The sequence below is a fragment of the Streptomyces sp. NPDC046557 genome, assembly GCF_040645975.1.
GTDB lineage: Bacteria > Actinomycetota > Actinomycetes > Streptomycetales > Streptomycetaceae > Streptomyces.
Map to the genome: position 1 here is coordinate 15,160 of NZ_JBEYZH010000024.1, position 19,031 is coordinate 34,190.

16 protein-coding genes and 4 pseudogenes are annotated in these 19,031 nt (G+C 70.5%); 11 read left to right on the plus strand and 9 right to left on the minus strand.

All coding sequences use genetic code 11. The annotated features are described in order from the left end of the window. Nucleotides 1-23: 23 nt before the first annotated feature. The 7 genes and pseudogenes from ABZ934_RS27855 to ABZ934_RS27885 all read left to right on the plus strand — a co-directional run bounded on the left by ABZ934_RS27855 (nt 24) and on the right by ABZ934_RS27885 (nt 9,276). Nucleotides 24-1,322, plus strand: coding sequence for an AMP-binding protein (locus ABZ934_RS27855; RefSeq protein WP_361318342.1), 1,299 nt, complete (start codon nt 24-26; stop codon nt 1,320-1,322). Further along, the gene (locus ABZ934_RS27860) at nt 1,319-2,716 is read left to right on the plus strand and encodes an MFS transporter (protein ID WP_361318344.1); all 1,398 of its coding nucleotides are present in this window, start codon (nt 1,319-1,321) and stop codon (nt 2,714-2,716) included. The genes ABZ934_RS27855 and ABZ934_RS27860 overlap by 4 nt, the downstream gene beginning before the upstream one ends. Then, nucleotides 2,713-3,858: a GNAT family N-acetyltransferase gene (locus tag ABZ934_RS27865; RefSeq protein ID WP_361318346.1), complete on the plus strand. Its 1,146-nt coding sequence runs from the start codon at nt 2,713-2,715 to the stop codon at nt 3,856-3,858. Before ABZ934_RS27860 ends, ABZ934_RS27865 begins: the two co-directional genes overlap by 4 nt. Beyond that, nucleotides 3,855-5,003, plus strand: a complete 1,149-nt coding sequence (locus ABZ934_RS27870; RefSeq protein WP_361318348.1) for an acyl-protein synthase — start codon at nt 3,855-3,857, stop codon at nt 5,001-5,003. The genes ABZ934_RS27865 and ABZ934_RS27870 overlap by 4 nt, the downstream gene beginning before the upstream one ends. Further along, the gene (locus ABZ934_RS27875) at nt 5,000-7,600 is read left to right on the plus strand and encodes an acyl-CoA reductase (RefSeq protein ID WP_361318350.1); all 2,601 of its coding nucleotides are present in this window, start codon (nt 5,000-5,002) and stop codon (nt 7,598-7,600) included. The genes ABZ934_RS27870 and ABZ934_RS27875 overlap by 4 nt, the downstream gene beginning before the upstream one ends. A gap of 195 nt (nt 7,601-7,795) precedes the next feature. Continuing rightward, nucleotides 7,796-8,374, plus strand: a pseudogene (locus tag ABZ934_RS27880) (WYL domain-containing protein); the annotation flags it as partial. A gap of 80 nt (nt 8,375-8,454) precedes the next feature. Beyond that, on the plus strand, nt 8,455-9,276 hold the full coding sequence (locus ABZ934_RS27885; protein ID WP_361318352.1) for a hypothetical protein: 822 nt from the start codon (nt 8,455-8,457) through the stop codon (nt 9,274-9,276). Between the two features lie 250 nt (nt 9,277-9,526). On the opposite strand, the gene ABZ934_RS27890 is transcribed toward ABZ934_RS27885, so the two are convergent. Continuing rightward, on the minus strand, nt 9,527-9,811 hold the full coding sequence (locus ABZ934_RS27890) for a hypothetical protein (RefSeq protein WP_361318354.1): 285 nt from the start codon (nt 9,809-9,811) through the stop codon (nt 9,527-9,529). A gap of 277 nt (nt 9,812-10,088) precedes the next feature. On the opposite strand from ABZ934_RS27890, the gene ABZ934_RS27895 reads away from it, so the two are divergent. The 3 genes from ABZ934_RS27895 (at nt 10,089) to ABZ934_RS27905 (ending at nt 12,079) form a co-directional block, all read left to right on the plus strand. Then, nucleotides 10,089-10,628: an AAA family ATPase gene (locus ABZ934_RS27895; RefSeq protein WP_361318356.1), complete on the plus strand. Its 540-nt coding sequence runs from the start codon at nt 10,089-10,091 to the stop codon at nt 10,626-10,628. Between the two features lie 86 nt (nt 10,629-10,714). Then, complete coding sequence (locus ABZ934_RS27900) at nt 10,715-11,170, plus strand: hypothetical protein (RefSeq protein WP_361318358.1); 456 nt, start codon at nt 10,715-10,717, stop codon at nt 11,168-11,170. 72 nt (nt 11,171-11,242) lie between these two features. Next, nucleotides 11,243-12,079 carry a transposase family protein gene (locus tag ABZ934_RS27905; RefSeq protein WP_361318360.1) on the plus strand — a complete coding sequence of 279 codons (837 nt, stop codon included), beginning with the start codon at nt 11,243-11,245 and terminating at the stop codon, nt 12,077-12,079. Between the two features lie 34 nt (nt 12,080-12,113). Here ABZ934_RS27905 and ABZ934_RS27910 read toward each other — a convergent pair whose 3' ends face one another. The 7 genes and pseudogenes from ABZ934_RS27910 to ABZ934_RS27940 form a co-directional block, all read right to left on the minus strand. After that, nucleotides 12,114-12,662 (minus strand): putative immunity protein, encoded by a 549-nt coding sequence (locus tag ABZ934_RS27910; RefSeq protein WP_361318362.1) that lies wholly within the window; start codon nt 12,660-12,662, stop codon nt 12,114-12,116. Between the two features lie 475 nt (nt 12,663-13,137). Beyond that, a pseudogene (mobF, locus tag ABZ934_RS27915) lies at nt 13,138-13,653 on the minus strand (MobF family relaxase); the annotation flags it as partial. A 122-nt stretch (nt 13,654-13,775) separates the two neighbouring features. Continuing rightward, nucleotides 13,776-14,090 carry a hypothetical protein gene (locus ABZ934_RS27920; protein WP_361318364.1) on the minus strand — a complete coding sequence of 105 codons (315 nt, stop codon included), beginning with the start codon at nt 14,088-14,090 and terminating at the stop codon, nt 13,776-13,778. A 140-nt stretch (nt 14,091-14,230) separates the two neighbouring features. Then, the gene (locus tag ABZ934_RS27925) at nt 14,231-14,863 is read right to left on the minus strand and encodes a Fic family protein (RefSeq protein ID WP_361318366.1); all 633 of its coding nucleotides are present in this window, start codon (nt 14,861-14,863) and stop codon (nt 14,231-14,233) included. Further along, nucleotides 14,853-15,566, minus strand: a complete 714-nt coding sequence (locus ABZ934_RS27930; protein WP_361318368.1) for a hypothetical protein — start codon at nt 15,564-15,566, stop codon at nt 14,853-14,855. The genes ABZ934_RS27925 and ABZ934_RS27930 overlap by 11 nt, the downstream gene beginning before the upstream one ends. 285 nt (nt 15,567-15,851) lie before the next feature. Continuing rightward, nucleotides 15,852-16,223, minus strand: a complete 372-nt coding sequence (locus tag ABZ934_RS27935) for an STAS domain-containing protein (protein ID WP_361318370.1) — start codon at nt 16,221-16,223, stop codon at nt 15,852-15,854. A gap of 80 nt (nt 16,224-16,303) precedes the next feature. Next, nucleotides 16,304-16,495, minus strand: a pseudogene (locus ABZ934_RS27940) (helix-turn-helix domain-containing protein); the annotation flags it as partial. A gap of 124 nt (nt 16,496-16,619) precedes the next feature. Here ABZ934_RS27940 and ABZ934_RS27945 point away from each other — a divergent pair. Then, nucleotides 16,620-17,002: pseudogene (locus tag ABZ934_RS27945) on the plus strand (IucA/IucC family C-terminal-domain containing protein); the annotation flags it as partial. A gap of 94 nt (nt 17,003-17,096) precedes the next feature. Here the strand turns inward: ABZ934_RS27945 and ABZ934_RS27950 are convergent. Next, a complete protein-coding gene (locus tag ABZ934_RS27950; RefSeq protein WP_361318372.1) occupies nt 17,097-18,806 on the minus strand; it encodes a CAP domain-containing protein in 1,710 nt (569 codons plus the stop codon). Between the last annotated feature and the right edge of the window lie 225 nt (nt 18,807-19,031).

Sequence of the window (19,031 nt, forward strand, 5' to 3'; positions counted from 1 at the left end):
TCCCGTCACCTAGGCAAAGGCCCATGTCCGCCCAGCACCTCCCGGACCTCATACGTTTCGCCCGTCACAACTCGCCCTACTACCGCGACCTTTACGCGTCCCTGCCGCCGGACACCGACCGTCTCACCGACCTGCCGGTGATCGACCAGCAGGACTTCTGGGCGGCCAACACCCTCCGCGACAACCGCGTACTGACCGGCCCGCTCAGTGAGGCCACCGTCTACAAGACCGGCGGCACCACGGGGTCCCCCAAGTTCTCCGTCTACACGCGAGACGAGTGGCGCACCTTCGTCACCTCGTTCGGGCAGGGGCTCGTGGACGCGGGTCTGCGCCCGGGGCACCGCGTGGCCGACCTCTTCTACGCCGGAGAGCTGTACGCCAGCTTCCTCTTCGTCCTCGACTCGCTCGCCCACGCGCCCGTGGACAACGTCCGCCTGCCGATCGGCGGCGGGGCCCGTCCGGAATCGACGATCCTCGCGCTGGACGAACTCTCCGCGCAGGTCCTGGCCGGCACGCCTACCACCTTGTGCCAGCTCGCCGAGCAGGTCGTCTCCGGCGGTGTCCGGCTCGACTCGGTGGAGCTGCTCTTCTTCGGCGGCGAGGCCCTGTTCGAGGACCAAAGGCGCCTGCTGGCCTCCGCGTTCCCCCGCGCCGAGGCACGCTCCATCGGGTACGCGAGCGTCGACGCCGGGCTGCTGGGCCGCCCCGTACCCGGCTCCGACACCCGCGTGCACCGGCCCTTCTCGCCGTACACGGTCGTGGAGATCCTGGACGACGTCACCGGCGAGCCCGTCACCGAGCCGGGCCGGCCCGGCCGGGTCGTCGTCACCAGCCTCTTCCGCCGCCTGATGCCGATCATCCGGTTCCCCGCCGGAGACCGTGCCGAATGGACCGGCACCGGCCCCGGACACTTCCGGATCCTCGGCCGCGCGGAGGAGGGCGTACGCGTCGGACCGGTCTCCCTCTACACCCAGGACGTCCAGAACGCGGTCGCCGCGGCGGACACCGCCGGGCGGGTGGTCGGCCTGCAGCTCGTCGTGCGGCGCTGGGACGGCCGGGACGGGCTCGTCCTTCGGCTGGCGACGGCCCCGGGCGACGACGGCGCCGCGAGCGCAACCTCCGGCGAACCCGCCGACGGCCTGCCGGCCCTGGCCGAAGCAGTCCTCGCCGAACTGGAAGCCGTACGGCCGCTCTACCCCGACAGCGTGCGCGCCGGGTTCGTGCACCCCCTGTCAGTGGAGTGGGCACGCCACCGCGACCTCACGGTCAACCCCCGCACGGGCAAGCTCGTACGAGTCCTCGACGAGAGGCCGACCGCATGACCGCCACGCCTCCGCCCGCGCCTTCGCCTTCGTCTCCGTCCCCGGCCCCGGCCCCGGCCCCGACCGCCGGTATCGACGAGACCGGGACCGAGTCGGGTGCCCGGGCCACCGGCCGCCGCGCCCCCCTGGTCCTGCGCAACCGCGCCTTCGCCGCCGTGTGGCTCGGCCAGGTCCTCACCCAGGCCGCCGTGCGCATGTTCCAGGTCGGTGTGTCCTGGTGGATCGTCGCCCATGCCGTGGACGACGCCCGGGGCCTGGCCTCGGGGCTGTTCATGGCGGCCTGCACGCTGCCCGCCGTGGCGCTGGCGCCCGTCGTGGCCGGGGCCATCGCCCGCTTCGCCCACCGTTCGGTGCTGCGGACCGCCGCCGCCCTCGCCGGGGCCGCCTCGTGCGCCCTCGCGCTGTGGGCGCACGACGAAGCCCTGCCCCTCACCGCCGTGTACGCCGCCGCCCTCGCCCTGGCCACCTGCCAGGCGTTCTTCGACCCCTGTCTGACCACCTCGGTGCCCGAACTCGTCGACGACGCCGACATCGAGGCGGCCACAGGCTTCGAGCTGTCCACCCAGTCTCTGGCGGGCCTCGGCGGCGCGCTGCTCGGTGCCCTGACCGTCGACCGGGTCGGCGTGGCCGGGCTGGCCGCGGGCTGCGCGGCCGCCTACCTCGGCGCCGCCCTACTCGTCGCGAGCGCCCGTTTCCGCACCACGGCGCCACAGCCGTCCGGCGCCGCGGAAGGCCCGGCCGACGACCCGTCAGCCGCGCCCCGGCGCCGCGGGCTGCTCGGCATCCTGCGCGAACTGCCGTACGTGCGGCGAATCCTGATCTGCTTCACCGCGGCGAACCTCTTCACGACCGCCGTCTTCGTCGTCATCCCCCTCTACACCCGCTCGGTCCTCTCCGGCGACGGCGCCACCGTGGCCCTGCTGGAAGCCTCCCTCGGTACCGGCGCGCTCATCGGCGCCTTCACCGGCGCCCGGGTACCGGGCCGGCCCACCGTCGCGGGCGCCTACTGCCTGGGCCTCATGGCCCTCGCCCTGGCGCTGCCCGGGCTGGTCGTCCACCGGACGGTCATCGCGGGCTGCCTGGGCGTGTCCGGCTGGTGCGCGGGGGCCGTCAGCGTCCGGTTCGTCGCCCTCTTCCAGCGCCTCGTGCCCACGGCGGACAAGCCCGGCTTCTTCGCCGTGATGCAGGCGGTACTGGGCTCCTCGCTACCGGTGGCGTCCCTGCTCTTCGGCGCGGCGGGTGACTTCCTCTCGCCCCGCACCCTGTGCCTCGTGCAGGGCGCCGGCCTGCTCCCCGCGGCCCTCGCGCTGGCCCTCCTGGGCTCCCGCACCCCCGCACCGCCGCCCGGGGCGGCACCGGAGCGGGACGCGGAAGCCGTCGGGGGTGTGCGGTGAACCCCCTCATCAACCCGGCCACGCGCGATGACATCGCCGAACTGCGCCAGCTCTACTACGCCGTCTACGGGCCGCACTACCCCGTGGCCCTGGGCACCGACCCGGCCGAGATGGCCCGTCTCATCGCCGACCCGCACTCCCGCTGGCTCGTCGGCCGTTGCCCCGACACCGGGGCCCTGACGGCATCCGCGGTCATCCGCGGCGACGCGGGCAGCCGCATCGGCCGCCTGGAAGGCATCGCGGTCCACCCCGGGCACCGCTCGGGGGGCCTGGCCGCCGCGCTGACCGGGGCCCTGTGCACCGAGATGCTGGACACCGGGCGGCTGGACTCGGTCTACGCGACCGTGCGCACCGTAAGCGCCGGGCCGCAGCGAGTCGTCGCCCGCAACGGCTTCCGCCCGCTCGGCATCCTGCCCAACGCGGTGGACCTCAGCAGCCGCGAGAGCCTCGCACTCTACGCGCGTCATTCCGCGGGGGTGCTCACCCGCCGGATCCCAGTCGCCGAAGTCCCCGCACCCGTCATGCCGTTGCTGCGCACCTGCGAGGACGCGCTCGGCATCTCCTACCCCGGGGTCAGGGCCGTTTCACGCCCGCTCCGGGAACCCGCTCCCCAAGGGGCCGCGGAACGGCTGGAGATGATCGAGGCACCGGCCTTCGTACGACGCCGCTTCCGCGAGCGTTTCCCCGACGCCGAGGGCTGGTTCTACCCCCTGCACACCCCGAACGTACTGCTCACCCCCGAAGACGGCCGCTTGGAGGTGTACGCCTATCTCAACCGCGCCGGCGGGTACTGCTCGCTGCTGACCGCCCACCCCGACCCCGCGGCGGCCGCCGCCCACCTCGCACCCGTCACCCGCGCCCTGGCCCGGGCCGGAGCCGGTTACGTGGAAGCCCTGGTCCCCCTCGCCCACACGGAAGCCCTCAGCGCCTTCCTGGCCCAGGGCTTCGTCGCCGGAGCCCTGTACCCGGCGATGCGCGCGGACGGGGACGGCTTCCACGACTACGCCGTCCTATCCCGCTCCAGCGAGCGGATCGACTTCCGCGGAGTCGCCGTCGAACCGTCCCTCCAGCCGTATCTGGACTGCTACGTGTCGGCCTGGGCGTCGACCCACCTGCCCACACCACCCGAGGTTGCCCCATGAACCCCCATCTCGCGCCGGTCGCCGTACCCGACCCGGCCCTCCTGCCGCACGTACAACAGCTGTGCGACCTGACCGACCCCTATGCCCACGGGCCCGAGCAGGACGCGCTGTTCGCCGCCGCCATGGCCGAGACCAACGCCTGGCACGCCGAACGCTCCCCGTTCTTCCGCTCCCTGTACGAAGCCACCCCCGAGGCGCACCCGTACCGGGCCCCGCTCGTCCACGCCAACTTCTTCAAGCGGCACGAGGTGCTCTCCATCCCGCGCGAGGAGGTCGAGCTGCACCTGACCTCCTCCGGAACCACCGGCCAGAAGTCGCAGATGTTCTTCGACCACTGGACCATCCGCTCCGCGCAGCGCATGGTCGCCCGGATCTTCGAGCGCAACGGGTGGATCACCCCGGACCAGGAGGTGAACTACCTCCTGTACAGCTACGAACCGGCCCCGTCCCTGAACCTCGGGACGGCCTTCACCGACAACTACCTGTGCGACTTCGCCCCGGCACGCAGCGTCGAGTACGCCCTGCGCAACACCGGCGGCGACCACGAGTTCGACCCCTTCGGCTGCATCGCCGCGCTGCGCCGCTTCGAGCGGGAGGACGCCCCGGTCCGCATCCTCGGCTTCCCCGCCTTCCTCTTCTTCACCCTGGAGCGGATGCGGTCCATGGGACTGCCCCCGCTGCGCCTGCCCGAGGGGTCCCTCGTCGTCCTCGGCGGCGGCTGGAAGGGACACGCCGACCGGCGCATCGGCAAGGAGGAGCTGTACGCGCGCGTCACCGAGCAGCTCGGCATCCCCGGTGAACGGATCCGCGACACCTTCGGATCGGTGGAGCACTGCATCCCGTACATCGAGTGCGACCACCACCGGCTGCACGCGCCCGTCTGGTCCCGGGTGACGATCCTGTCCACCCGCACGCTCGAACCCGTGCCCTACGGGGAGCCGGGCTACCTGCACCTCGTGTCGCCGTACATCACCTCGGTACCGGCCCAGAGCGTGGTCATGGGCGACCTCGCCTCCCTCCGGCCGGGGGACGCCTGTGGGTGCGAGCTGGAGACCCCCTGGTTCACCGTCCACGGCCGCGCCGGGGTGAGCCGCAACCGCAGCTGCGCGGTGGCCGCAGCAGAACTGATGAAGGGAATGGCGTGAGCGAGATCCAGACGGCGACCGGCACCGCGACCCCCACCGCGAACGGTTGCGGGACCGGGGCTGCGTCCCCGGACGACCGGCACGACGCCGGCGTCGCGCACCACTACTGGCAGGGCGCCTTCATCCGCGACGAGGAGGCCGGGCGCCGCCTCGCCGACCTGCCGGCCGCCGTGGAGGCGGCGCTCGTCTCGGTCCTGGAGACCGAGACGGTCCTGGCCGCCTGCGACGCCCTCGCCACCGCCCTGTGCGACCCGGCCCACCCCGTACACGCCCGGCTCGCCCCACACCTTCCCGACGGGGAGGACCCGGCCGTCCTGGCTGAACTCGGCGGCGCCCTCGGCCGTCGCGAGCTCACCCGCAAGCTTCGCCGGGAGCTCGGCAGCGCGACCCCCGGCCGGCTGAACCGGGCCGATCCGCGAGAGACGGTCTACGAGGCCTGGGCCCCCGTCGGCCTGGTCGCGCACATCGCCCCGGGTAACAGCGCGACGGTCGCACCGCTCAGCATCGTCGAAGGCCTGCTCGCCGGAAACGTCAACATCCTCAAGACCAGCAGCGCCGACACCCTGCTGACCCAGCACCTGATGGCCGAACTCGCGGCCCTGGACCCCAGCGGCGCACTGGCAGCGCGGATCGTCGTGCTGCGCTTCCCGTCCTCCAGGCAGGAGTGGCTGCGCCTGATGTGCGCACCCGCGGACGCCGTGGCCGTGTGGGGCGGCGAAGGCGCCGTCGAAGGGGTGGCGGCTCACGTACCGCCCGGCTGCCGGCTCGTGGAGTGGGGACACCGCATCTCCTTCGCCTACCTCACGGCCGACGCCTGGTCCGACGCCGGCACCCTCGACGCCCTCGCGGCCGACGTGTGCCTGCACGAGCAGCAGGCGTGCTCCAGCCCCCAGGTCGTCTACCTCGACACCGAGGACGAGGGCGAGGTGTTCGCCTTCGCCGAGCGCTTCGCCGCGGCCCTCGCCTCCCGGCCACCGGGCGCGTCCGCCGCCGGGGCGGACGACCCGGACCCCGCCCAGGAGGCCGAGCTGACCACCACCGAACTGGTGGCCCGGCTGGAGGAACACCTCGGCCTGACGCGTGTGTTCGCCGCCCCGGACGGCTCGTGGCGGGTCATGGCCGACATCCGCCCGCCGCTCGCCGCCTCACCCCTGCACCGCAGCGTGTGGGTCAAACCATTGCCCCGCAAGCGCATGATCGCCACCCTGCGCCCGATGCGCCGCTACCTGCAGACGGCTGGCCTCGCGGGCAGCCCGACCGACATCGCCGAGCTCGCCCGTACCGCCTTGGCCGCGGGCGTCACCCGGGTGACGCCGGTCGGCTCCATGCTGGACAGCTACGCGGGTGAACCCCACGACGGCGTGTACGCCCTGCAGCGCTACAGCCGCCGCGTGGCGGTGCATGCCGACCCGGCCCGCTTCGCGACCACCGCCTGCCTCGACGACCTCGCCCGACCCCTCGTCCTGCCGCAGCCCACGGGACCCCTCCTGGGCAAGGAGGACGTACAGGAGCGGGGTAGGCACCTGGCGCGGGCCGACGCCGAGCTGTTCTTCCGCAGCGGCGGCAGTACCGGCGCGCCGGCGCTGTCGGTCTTCAGCTACGACGACTACGACACCCAGATGCACGCCGCCGCCCGCGGCCTGCTCGCCGCGGGCTACGACCCGGTCGGGGACCGCACCGCCAACCTGTTCTACTGCGGCGCCATGTACGGCAGCTTCATCAGCTTCTTCTCCGTGCTGGAACGCCTGGGCGGAGTCCAACTGCCCCTGTCCGCCGGGCCCGACCACAGCGCCACCGCCCGGGCCCTCATCGACCACGGGGCCGACACGCTGTTCGGGATGCCCTCCTACCTCTGGCAGCTCCTGCACGCGGAGGAGGACGCACTGCGCGCGTACGGCGGCTTGCGTAAGATCTTCTACGGTGGCGAGCACTTCACGCGGGAGCAGCGCAGCGCCCTCAAGGAAAGGTTCGGCATCGAGGTCGTCCACTCGATCACCTACGGCAGCACCGACCTCGGTCCGCTCGGGTACCAGTGCACCGAGAGCTCCGGCGGCGTGCACCACCTGCACGCCGACCTGCACACGATGGAGATCGTCGACCTGACCGAGGACCGGCCGGTGGCCCCGGGCGAGACGGGCCGGCTGGCCTTCACCACGCACGCCCGGCGCGGCCAGCAACTGGGCCGGTACCTGATAGGCGACCTCGGGCGGGAAGTCCCGGGCCGGTGCGCCTGCGGTCGGCACGCGCCGCGCTTCGAGCTGATGGGACGCACCGGTGACGTGATGCGGGTGGCGACCTACTTCCTCAACCAGCGCCGCATCCTGACCCTGGCCGCGGAACAGGGCGGCCACCGGGGCGAGTTGCAGGTACGGCTGGACGCGGCGGACGCGCGCGAGCGGCTCACCGTGCGGGTGGAGCGCGGCGGGACGACGGACCCGGAGCGGCTCCGGGAGGTCTTCCTGAGCGGCTACCCGGAACTCCGCGCGGCGGTGACCGAACGACTGCTGGACCTGGTGGTCGAGGCGGTCGACGGTGCCTCGCTGGACCGCAGCCCGACCAGCGGCAAACTCCTGGCGGTGGTGGACACCCGCCGCTAGGCGGCGTCGTCGGCACTCGACGGGACCCTGGTGGCGAAGACCTCCGGTGCGGGTGGAACCCCACCGCGCGCGGAGGCTTCGCGCGGAGGTCTTCGTATCCCAGCGGCGATGCCCCGGGAGCCGGCAGGGGCCTCTGCCCGTGCGCGGGGCACCGCCGGTGCCGCGTTCGCCGGCCGGAGCGGTGATGCTCGGATCATGCGTGCAGCCCGCCTGATCCGTATGGCTCTCCTGTTGCAGTCGAACCCCGGCCTGACCGCCGCGTTCGCCCGCGAGCTGGAGGTCTCCGAGCGAACCGTGATCCGCGACGTCCAGGCGCTGCAGGAGGCCCGAGTCCCCGTCCGGTCGGAGCGCGGCCGGGCGGGTGGGTACTTCCTGGCCCCGGGCTGCCGGACCCGGCTCACCACGCTCCACCCGAGCGAGGCGGAAACCCTGTTCCTGTCGGGGCTGCCGACGGCCTTGCAGGACCTGGGCCTGTGCGACGCGGCGCACACTGCCCGGCTCAAGCTGACCGCGACCCTGCTCCCGTCGGTGCGCGAGGCAGCCGAATCGGCGGCGCGCCGTTTCCACCTCGACGCCCCGGCCTGGTTCCGGGAGCCGTCCACGCCCGAACTGCTCCCGGACCTGGCCCGCGCCGTCTGGGCCGACCGGGCCGTCGAGCTGGCGTACGAGCGGCCCGGCCGGGACGGCTCACCGCCTTCCACGGCGACCCGGGTGGTGGAGCCGTACGGGCTCGTGTTGAAGGCCGGTACCTGGTACGTAGTCGCCCGCATCCCATGTGTACGCCAGGACCGGGACGGCGGCTGGCGTACCTGGCGCAGGCGGCCAGGCTCGGGGTTTTCGGAAGTCGCCTCGTCGTGAAGGTCCTGAGCGACACGTTCCAGCTCGGCGCGGTCTGCGTCGGGCATATCCAGGGTGCTGCTGACCTGACCGACGTACCCGGCAAGCTGGGCGAACAGCGTGGGGTCGACGCCCTCGGTGTTGTTCTGGGTGAAGTGCTGCTGCTCGCCGATGATGACGCCCTTGGCGTTCGGCATGAAGTTGTTGTACCTGGTGCCGGGGCGGGGCTGGTTGACGTGGTCCTGCACGCTTCCTCCTGCCAGGGCACAGCGGGTGCCCTGAGGTGTGATGGCGACCGTGGCCGGGTCGGTGTCGATGTGTTCGATGAGCTTGTGCTCCGCCAGGTAGGCGAGAGCCTGGTGCAGCTCGGAGGCGCTGATCTCGGTTCCGGCGAAGTAGGAGCCGGGGGTCGCGAGGAACAGGGCCGGGTCGACGGGTGTCTGGTCACTGACGGTGTCGAAGAGCCACCGCAGCAGGGCGTCCATCGTGTGCTGGATCCGGGCGGCGCGGTCCTTCTGCAGGTCCTTCAGCTGGCGCACGGCGACGCGGCCGGAGTCGCTGAGACGGACGAGCTTCGTGGTCCCCGCAGTGCGAAGGAGATGCACCAGCCCCTGCTGGTCGAGCTGGAAGGCCAGGATGGCCGGGTCCTCGTCCTCCAGCTGGAGTTCTTCAGCGAAGGAGTTGACGTCGATGAACGCCGCCCGGTCTGCCTCGCGTGGCCATCCAGCCACAACAACATCCGGGCCAGAAAGCCGTTGCTCTCGGTCACCTCACCGCCGGGGACAGCGCCGGAGGTAGCTTCGATCCGTGTGGAGACGCGAGGAGGATTCCGTCGTTGAGCCCGCTCCAGACTCTTGTTGGTCTCCTTGACCAGGTCCCTTGCAAACTTGTCGGTCTCCCGCTTGTTGATGCCGTTGCGGGCCACGTTGCCCTCCTGTCTCAAGTACCTCGCCAAGCGTACGGAACAGGTCCGACATCGAGCCTGGAGGAGACCCGGACGGCCGCCACGTGACGTGCCGGTACCGGTCCCGTCGGACCATCCACGGGCTCCGGGGATCCCCCGGGGCCCGTGGTGTGTCCGACTCGGGGTCAGCTCTCGTTGTCCTCGGGGTCGGTGAGCCAGTTGACGACGTCGGCGTTGGTCATCAGGACCGCGTGCGTTTCGTGGGTGGTGTCCTGCTGGATGACGTGGAAGCGGCCCGGGTGCGGGCTCTGCTTCGGGGCGCGGCCGGCCATCGGGGCGAGGCGCTGCCAGGTGTCGGCCGTGAACCGCGCCAGGATCACCGTGGCAAACAGCTCGTGAGCCGCCCCTTCGAGGACGGTGGCCTGGGGCCGTCCGTCGAAGATGACGTGGATACGGGCCGCGCGTCCCACCCAGAGGGCTTCGTCGAGCGCGGTGATGGCGGGGGGGACGTCTTCGGGTCGTCCTTCTGCCGGAAGGTCGGCGCACCGGGTGCAGGTGACAGTAAAGGGCTGGTGTGATCGATCCTCGGGGTACTCGTGCTGGTCGTGGGCGGCTGTCCGCGCCGTAGATCGTCCGTCAGCGGTTGGTTGCCAGGTTTTCGGTGCTCGATTCGGTGCCGGACGTGCGTTTCCCGACCAGTGACAAGCGTGACTCCGAAGCCCGAGCTGTTCGACGTACGATGCCGAGATGCACGCAGACAGCCCTCGGGACGCTCACGCCCTCCTCCTCAACGGCACTGTCGGCGTGGGCAAGACAACCGTTGCCGAGGCCCTGGGCGACCTTCTCGCCGATGCCGGGGTCCCTCACGCCGTCGTCGATCTCGACTGGCTGCGCAAGTCGTGGCCTGCGCCTCCCGGTGACCGTTTCAACTTCGGCATGCTGCTGCGGAATCTGCGAAGCGTCACCGGTCACTATCTCGATGCCGGGGCGACGCGCCTCGTCCTCGCTGGTGTGATTGAGGACCAGGACGAGAGGAAGCTACTGGCCGATGCCGTGGGTGCTGAACTCTCGGTCTGTCGGCTCCAGGCTGAGCTGTCGATCATCCACCAGCGACTGGCCCAACGCCACGACAGCGAGCCCGAAGCACTGCAATGGCATCTGAACCGGTCCGGTGAACTGGACGGAATCCTCAGCCGGTCCGCAGTCGACGACTTCATCGTCGATGTCGGCACAGACTCCGTCACTGACGTCGCCGTATCGGTGCTCAGGGCAGCAGGCTGGACGTGACCATCGAATTGCAGCCGTAGTCGTCACGGAGGCTCGGTCACACCCTTTTCCGGAAAACCCCATCAACGGCCTTTTACGATCTGTGCATGCTGGATCACGAGCTGCTGGAACGGATCACCGCGCGGCGCCCGAAACTGGACGAACGTGAAGAGCAGCTGGCCGACCAGCTGGCGGAAGTGCGGGCCGAGCGAGACGAACTCGCCGTCGTCGAACGCGTCCTTGAACGGATGACCAGGCAGCTCGCTGAGGAGCGTTCTTCAGCCCGGCCGATGCCGGGGCAGGTGGGCGGACGGGCGGTGATGCTGATCCCGCACCGCGAGCCGGGCGCGGAGGAGGATTCCCTTCCCTGGGACTACCAGCGCATCATCGCCGCCGTGCGGCAGGCCGCCGGACCGGTCATGGCCCGTGAGGTCGACGAGGTAGTGGGGGTGGACGTCAGCGTGAAGGCCAAGCTCGAACCGCTACGGAGCAAACTGATCAAACTCCTCGATCGTGGCTGGCTGCGGAAACTGCCCGACGGCCGGTTCACCACCCGCCTGTGACCAGGAATGCCGCCACTCGAGGCGGCTTGGAACAGACGTAACCCGCCAACCTCTGGCGGCCGTTGATATTGTGTGACGAATACCAAAGAGCTCGCCGAGGGCACCTGCCCGCTTGTCTACCAGTGCCGTCTGCCACTGTCCACGCGCACCGTCAACCACCTCGCCGATCTGCTCAGGCGCCATCTGAAGGCGATCCGGTCCCGATGGAGGATCCTGCCGCCGGGGAAGATCGCGGTGATCGTTCTGGCCGTACTGCGCCACGACCAGCGCCTGGCCGACATGGCCAGCGGCAACAACGTGTCCGAGTCCACCATCCGCCGCTGGCGCGACGAGCTGATCACCCTGCTCGCCGCGCAGGCACCGCGCCTGGACCGCGCCCTGAAGAAGATCGCCAAGCAGGGCGGGGAGGTCGTCCTGATCGACGGCACCCTCATCCCCACCCAGCGCCGCACCGGAAGGGACAACCGCCGCAACTACTCCGGTAAACACCGCCGTCACGGCCTGCACTTCCTTGCCCTGACCGATGAGAAGAGCCGCCGCCTGACGTGGATATCTGCAGCCCGGCCCGGCCGCACCCACGACGTCACCGCAGCCCGCCACGACCACATCCTGGCCCACCTGCGAGCAGCCGGCCTCGGAGCCCTCGCGGACCTCGGCTTCCGCGGCCTGGACAACGACGTATGCGCCCCCGTGATCGTCACCGGCTTTCACGCCAGCCGCACCCACAAACTCACCCCAGGTCAGAAGGAAGCCAACCGCGTCCTCGCCGTCGGGCGCGCACCGGTCGAGCACGGCTTCGCCCACCTCAAGAACTGGCGAACCCTCACCAAGCTCCGCACCGACCCCGCCCGCGCGACCCGCCTCCTGCGCGCTCTGCTTGTCCTGACAAACCTCGAAGTCAACCGCTGACGGATGTGAGGCCGCTCCGCCTGGACGCTGAAAGTCACTCAGCGATGGTGAGTGAACGAAGGTCAGCGTCCAGCATGCGGATCAACTCACCAACCCGTCCGCCGCCACTCGGCGCCGCCGGGAAGCGTTCGAGCACGTCAATGACGACTGGTGTCGCACGATGCACCGTCTGCTCGATGCTTTCAGCACCAACGCTCCGATCGTCGCCGGCGACAAGTTCGGCCGCTCTGGCCGCGTAAGCGCCAGCTCCGAGGATGTGCTTGACCTGGGTGGCCTTGGCCAACGGATGCAGGTAGGCGGCGCCTGCCGCAGACATCGCAGCCCACGCTGCCTCTCGGGCAGCCGCAGTGTCCGCGTCCTTGGCCGCTTTGAGGGCCGCCGATGCTGTGTCGCGCAGAGACTTCCCGCGTTCGCCGCCCCGAGCGAACTCCCACGCGGCACTGATAGCGTCTCGAGGCCGCGAGTCGTCCGGCTGATCGGCCTCGAATACCTCAAGCGCCGCCTCAGCACAGGTCGCAGCGAACGCGGCGATCTCACGAAGGTCCTGCTTGCTCAAAACGATCTCGCTCGCGTCCCCTGTCATGGGTTCCATCTTCCACGATTGCGCCGGACCGCTAGTTGGTAGGGGCGGCTCCGGGCTTCATATGCCGACTGGCTCCCAAGCAGACCGGATCGCCGGACCGCTGAACCGGCTCGACACCCGAGCATTCACCGGCTCGTAGAAGGCTGCCCCGCCACAGCGAACGGAAGACGACCAGCCGACCGCTGACAGACGATCTACTCCTCAGACAGCCGCCCACGACCAGCGCGAGCACCACGAGATCCGGTCACACCAGCCCTTTGACCAGCGACTTCAAGTTGGCGCAGGCTCAGTGCGGACCATCGTGGTGCGCACGAGAGTGGAGCCCAGCGTCAATCGGTGCGCACCGCAGTGGTACTCCACCTGCGGAGTACCACTGAGTGGAGTGGCGCCCACTGGGTGGAGTCCACTCGATGGGCTCCACCCAGTGTCGGCATCGGGCGGTCCGCTCGGTGGACGATGCCCGGCATCGTCACCAGTCGGCGGCCTGGCAGGCCAGCCCGTAGGCGGCCCGCTCCCCCGGCGGGTGCCCCTGCCGCTCTTCGTACGCGGCCTCCAAGACGGGGAGCGCGTCCTCGATCTGCTGGCGGCGGGTGGACTGCCAGCCGATGAGCCGCTGGTCGATCCCGGCGATCTCCATGACCGGGCGGCGGCCGGGCGTCACCTCACGCAGCTCCCACGCCCACCCGAGCCGGGCCGAGACCTCCTCCATGAAGTGGAGGGTGTAGAGGGTGTCGGCCGCGACGATGTTGGCGAGCATCGAGTCGGCCGACAGGTTGCCCCACGTCCCTGCCCTGTCCGGACGCCGGGCGCGGATCGAGGCCACCGCATGGTCGTGCAGGAGCGGCTTCGTCTCGGCCGCCCGGGACTCGTAGTGGCGGAACACCGCGACGATCAGCCCGTCCCTGATCGGCTGGCGCTGCTTGCCGAGGCTCTTCCACCGGATCTCCGCGACCGTGTCCTCGAGCCAGGCCAGCGTCTTGTCGCGGGCGATGTCCTGTCAGCCTTCGCACTCGGACAGGCTCGGCCACCGCACCTCCAGCGATCGGATCGGACGTGTCACCGCACATCCAACCGCCACGACCGTCAGCCTGGCGAACGTTCCCCGTCAGAGGACTACTTGTCACGCATGGCTTCGATCTCGGCAGCCAGCGCAGCCACGTCGCGTGCCTGCGTGTAGTAATTGCTCGCGTATTCGTCGCTGATCGCCGGAAGAACCTTCTCGAACACCCCCACCAACCTGATCAAGCCTCCTCGGGACGGTTCGGGGAGGGGGCCCTCGAGGACGCGATAGACGTAGCCGGCGGTGCCCGCGTCGAGCATGACCATGTCCTGGTCCTCAACGTCCAGGCCGCGGAACCCGTTCGGGAACGGCATGGCGCGGTACTCGTCCATCATCTGCGCGAGCGCGTCGAGCTTCTTCTGAATCACGCGGAGATTCTGCCAGGGGCCCGTGCGGTGAACTGCCAGTCACACCCCTGGAGGGGACTCACTGTCGCCGTACGCAGGAAGGTGCTCAGCCGCGTACAGCTGAATGTGCTCAGCTGTAGCGGCAGCGACGACTTCTCCCACTACGCCGCTGCGGTTGCCCGACGGTCGGTGGCGCGGATCAGTACGGAGATTAGAGCCGTGAGGTCAAGGGCGCCGGCCGGGTCGTCTGCGTAGCGAGTGGTCTGGAGCGGCCCCACTTCGTCCAGACGCACTCCCTCCACCTCCAGGACGTGGGCGAGTGCCAGCAAGGCCAAGCGGGCGTTGCCGTCCGGGTAGGGGTGGAAGAAGGCGATGTCGAGATACGCCCGGGCCGCACGGGCGGGCAAAGGCACTGACCGGTCCGTGCTCTGGCGCAGGCAGGCAGCGAAGTCCCGCCAGGTGTGCGGCGTCAGCCCGTAACGTTCCCGGCCGGCCTTGGCGAAGGCGTCGCCCTGACGCAGGCGCACTTCGGGCATGCCGAGGACCTGCTTCTGCCAGTCGTCGAGCAGGGCCGGGGTGAGCGGTTCTCCCTGCGCGGCCGCGGCGCGGGAGAGGGTCATCGCGGCGAGCAGCCGGTCGGCGCGGTCTGGGTCGCGGTGGCGGACTGGGCCGTCGAACCAGGCGGCGAGTCCGTCGACGGCCGACCGCACGGGCGCCGAGCTCGTCGTCGCAGCCGAGCACCAGTCGACCTGATCCCTGACCTGGCACCATAGGGCCAGTGCGTCATCGCTCACGGTAGAACCCACGACCGGTGAGGTGGACCGCCAGGTCCTCGCCCACCGCGTCGACCAAGGTCGGAGCGGGCTCGGCCCAACTCTTGAACCGGCCGCCGATCGCGGCTTCCACCGCCTTCTCCGCCTCCTCCGGCCCCAGGCCAGTGGAGGACAGAAACCAGGTCAGCGTCGTGTTGCAGAGCCCGTACCAGGCGGACTCGGCGTGGGTGCGGTCCACGACCGCAGTGACCAAGCGGGTCGCCGCACGCTCCAGATGCCAACTGCGGTCCTCGGTATCCGCACCGGGGTGCGGGGCAAGCTGCTCGAACCGCTCGGCCACATCCTCCAGCCACCCGCGCCATTCCAGCAGCGAGACCACCACCCGCGCGGCGGTCTCCTCCGCCTCTCCGACCGAATGCGCGTCGCAGCACCAGGCGGCAACAGGTCCACCGTTGTGGGTTGACCAGTCCCAGCCGCAGCTCCAGCGGCCGTAGCGCGACGCCAGGAGCGCGGTCACATCGCGTATGAAGCGGAAGTTCTCCAGCCGATCGACACCAGCAGGAGGTGTCATCCGGGCGAGCAGCGCCGTGACCCGGGCCTCCTCGTCGTCGTCCCAAGCAAAGGCGTTCCGACGAGGGTCGGCCTCGGACCACGGCAGCGACCAGGCTCGAAGTTCTTGGTGGATGGACGTGGTGTACCCCCGAAATCGGACGTGGCAGGACAACCGATCAATGATGCCGACGCAATCGAGGCATGTCACCCGGATTTACGGACCACCGATCTGTGTCTCCCACGTCCAGCCGCCATCGCCATGCCGAGCACGTTCACATGTACCCGGCTGAGCACTTTGCCGAGTACGCCGACACTGGCCGCCGAACAGGCCGCCGCCGGCTGATCCGATCCAGGCACACTCAGGGGTGGTCGGGTAGTTGAGGCTTGTTGGCTAGGGACGGCGCCATCCCTTACGGCTGCGGTGGCCGCCTTTTCCCGACGGCCACCGCGGGAGAGGTTACGCGGTGGCCCTGTCTTGGCTGGGGGTGCGCGCGACGAGGGCGTGGGCGGCGGTGGGGTGGGCGGGTAGCAGGGCGCTGAGGCCGGTGAGGTCCAGCAGCCGCTCAAGGCGGTCGGGGACGGCGGCGAGGACCAGGGTCCCGTCAGCGGTCTTGGCGCAGCGGAGGATACCGATCAGGGCGTTGAAGCCGGAGGAGTCGCAGAAGGTGACGGCTGCGAGGTCCAGGATCAGGTGGCGCTGGCCTTGTTCGATCAGGGCCAGTGCCTGGGCGCGCAGGTGGGGGGCGGTGGCCATGTCGAGTTCGCCGGCGACGTGGGCCAGGGCAAGGTCGCCGTCGGTGTGCTGTGCGGTGAGGCGGAAGTCGGTCACGATCTGCTCTCCGGCATCTCGCCGGGCGGGGGCGATGGTGTGGGCGGTGGCGGTCGCGGTGAGGCCGTCCGCGATGTCGGGGGCCGCTTCAGCTGTCCCTTGACGTACCGCTCCACGGTGCGCTGGGACACCCCGAGTGCCTCGGCGGCGGCCTTGGTGGACTTGAGCTGCTTGACCAGGTACTTCATCTGCGCCTGGGCGCGCTTGGGGGCGGGGCGGGTGAACGCCTTCTCCAGGGCGAGGTCCAGGCTGTCCCCGAGCGAGCTGACCATCGTCTACTCCCCGTCGTCGTCGGCCGGGCGGCCGTTCTTGATGTTCCGGGCGATGTTGCACAGGCCCCGTTCTTCTCGAACTGCTCCTCGGTCCACAGCGTGATCTGGTTCCCTCGTGCTTGACATGGCCCCGGACGCGGTCCTGCCGTCGGCGGTCGAGCGGATCCGGGCGGACGGCCAGTACATGAAGCTCCTGTCGATCTTCACGGACGTCTTCGACTGCTTCTTCCGCTTCCTGGGCCCGATCCTGGCGGCGGAGGGGATCTGCGAGGAGGAGACCTTCTGGCGGGCGGTTGTCGACTGCGCCCACGCCTACCAGGAGTCGATGCCGGAGCTGGCGGACCGCTTCGCCCGCTACGACCTCTTCACGCCGGAGTTCCAGCTGTCCTGCCTGAACCGGCTCCAGCTGCGCAACAACCGGCAGATGGTCGATCTCACCGACCGTCGGCGGTCCTCCAGCTGATCGGCAACCTCAAGAACCCCGTCGCCCCCTTCGCGCGACGGTGAACCGGGCCGGGTGGGTGTCGATACGGTCCTCGACACCCACCCGGCCCGGGGCTCACCTCCCTCGGCGCCCTTGGCCCCGTTCTGGCCGGGGCCGCTACGACGTCGGGAAGACGGGCGGGCCGAACCGCACCGGGTCATGCCACGGCTGCGTACCGACCACCCACGCCACGTTCAGGGCGCCCTGCTTGTCGACGGCGAGCGCTGTCAGCAGATCGTTCGCCTGCTTGGCCATGGCGACCGGTGTTCCGGCCGGGAAGACGGGCGGGCCGAACCGCACCGGGTCATGCCACGGCTGCGTACCGACCACCCATGCCACGTTCAGGGCACCGCCCCTGTCGACGGCCAGCGCTGTGAGGAGATCGTTCGCCTGGTTCGCCATCGCCACCGGGGCCCCCGGCGGGAACACGGCCGGGCCGAACCGCACCGGGTCGTGCCACGGCTGGGTGCCGACCACCCAGGCGACATTCAGGGCACCCTGCTTGTCGACCGCCAGCGCGGTCAGCAGGTTGTCGTTCTGCTTCGCCATGGCGACCGGTGCCCCCTCAGGGAAGACGGCCGGGCCGAACCGCACCGGGTCGTGCCAGGGCTGGGTACCGACCACCCACGCCACGTTCAAAGCGCCCTGCTTGTCCACCGCCAGCGCTGTGAGGAGATCGTTCGCCTGCTTGGCCATCGCCACCGGGGCCCCCGGCGGGAACACGGCCGGGCCGAACCGCACCGGGTCGTGCCACGGTTGGGTACCGACCACCCACGCCACGTTCAGGAAGCCGTCCCTGTCGACGGCCAGCGCGGTCAGCAGGTTGTCGTTCTGCTTCGCCATGGCGACCGGTGCCCCCTCAGGGAAGACGGCCGGGCCGAACCGCACCGGGTCGTGCCACGGTTGGGTACCGACCACCCACGCCACGTTCAGGAAGCCGTCCCTGTCGACGGCGAGCGCCGTCAGCAGGTTGTCGTTCTGCTTGGCCATCGCCACCGGGGCCCCCGGCGGGAACACCGCCGGGCCGAACCGCACCGGGTCGTGCCACGGTTGGGTACCGACCACCCACGCCACGTTCAAAGCGCCCTGCTTGTCGACCGCCAGCGCCGTCAGCAGGTTGTCGTTCTGCTTCGCCATCGCCACCGGGACCCCGGTCGCGAACGGCGGCTTCGGCGGCGGCGGTACCGGGCTGCTGCCGGGGGGAATGGCGCGCTGCCCGCCGATGTTGCCCGCGGCGGAGTACCGGCACACGAGGATCCATCCCGTGTTTCCGTTTACGGGCACGCCTTCCTTCACGCCGCAGCCGATCGCCGTGGTGGAGGACTGGGGAGACATCCACACGATTTGCGAGTAGTGGCCCCACGCGCGGGGAGCGTTGCTGTCGACCGGCGCGTTGTTGTCCGCGTCGAACGCGGCCTTCTCGGCCATCCAGCTGAACCCGACCCCCGGGTCCATGGCCATCAGCGGCTTCGCCGGGCCGGGGAAGGCGTGGAGCAGGTTCTCGCCCTCGTTGCCGTTCGTGTCCCTACTGCTGTGGACGAGTTTGCCGTCCTGGCTGGAGGCGGGGTCGTCGGCCCAGGCCTGCGCGTCGCAGGCGAGCTGGGGATCCCACCTCACGGACACCAGGGGGAAGGAGGGGTTGTACTTCTGGAGGGCCGCCTGGCGTGCGTCGTTGTGGGCCCTTACGAAGGCGTCGGCATCGGCGGCGCTGATCTGTGAGCCCGTGCCCGGCGGGGGGACGGACGAGGCGCATCTGGGCCCTTTGGCCTGGGAGGCCGGCGCCGGCGCAGCGGGCTCGTGCGCGGCGGCGGCCGGTATCGGCCCCATCGCGCCCAGGCCGCACAACACGGCGGCTGACGCTGCAAGTATCTTCAGTTTCATCGGACACCCCGTTTATGTGGCATCGCGGTGACCTGCGCGGGTGCCGGTGCCGGTCTGAGCGGCGGCACGGGCGCGACGGTCCGGCGTCGCGGGAATGACGCCCGACTGTCAGCGTCACCCGTTCGCAGGACGCCCGCCCGCCCAGCGATCGATCACTACGCCATCGGGGTG

Excerpts from the sequence above, each read along its gene's own strand:
- ABZ934_RS27855 (WP_361318342.1), top strand. The coding sequence starts at position 24 with ATGTCCGCCCAGCACCTCCCGGACCTCATACGTTTCGCCCGTCACAAC.
- ABZ934_RS27860 (WP_361318344.1), top strand. The coding sequence starts at position 1,319 with ATGACCGCCACGCCTCCGCCCGCGCCTTCGCCTTCGTCTCCGTCCCCG.
- ABZ934_RS27870 (WP_361318348.1), top strand. The coding sequence starts at position 3,855 with ATGAACCCCCATCTCGCGCCGGTCGCCGTACCCGACCCGGCCCTCCTG.
- ABZ934_RS27895 (WP_361318356.1), top strand. The coding sequence starts at position 10,089 with ATGCACGCAGACAGCCCTCGGGACGCTCACGCCCTCCTCCTCAACGGC.
- ABZ934_RS27900 (WP_361318358.1), top strand. The coding sequence starts at position 10,715 with ATGCTGGATCACGAGCTGCTGGAACGGATCACCGCGCGGCGCCCGAAA.
- ABZ934_RS27910 (WP_361318362.1), bottom strand. The coding sequence starts at position 12,662 with ATGACAGGGGACGCGAGCGAGATCGTTTTGAGCAAGCAGGACCTTCGT.
- ABZ934_RS27950 (WP_361318372.1), bottom strand. The coding sequence starts at position 18,806 with ATGGGGCCGATACCGGCCGCCGCCGCGCACGAGCCCGCTGCGCCGGCG.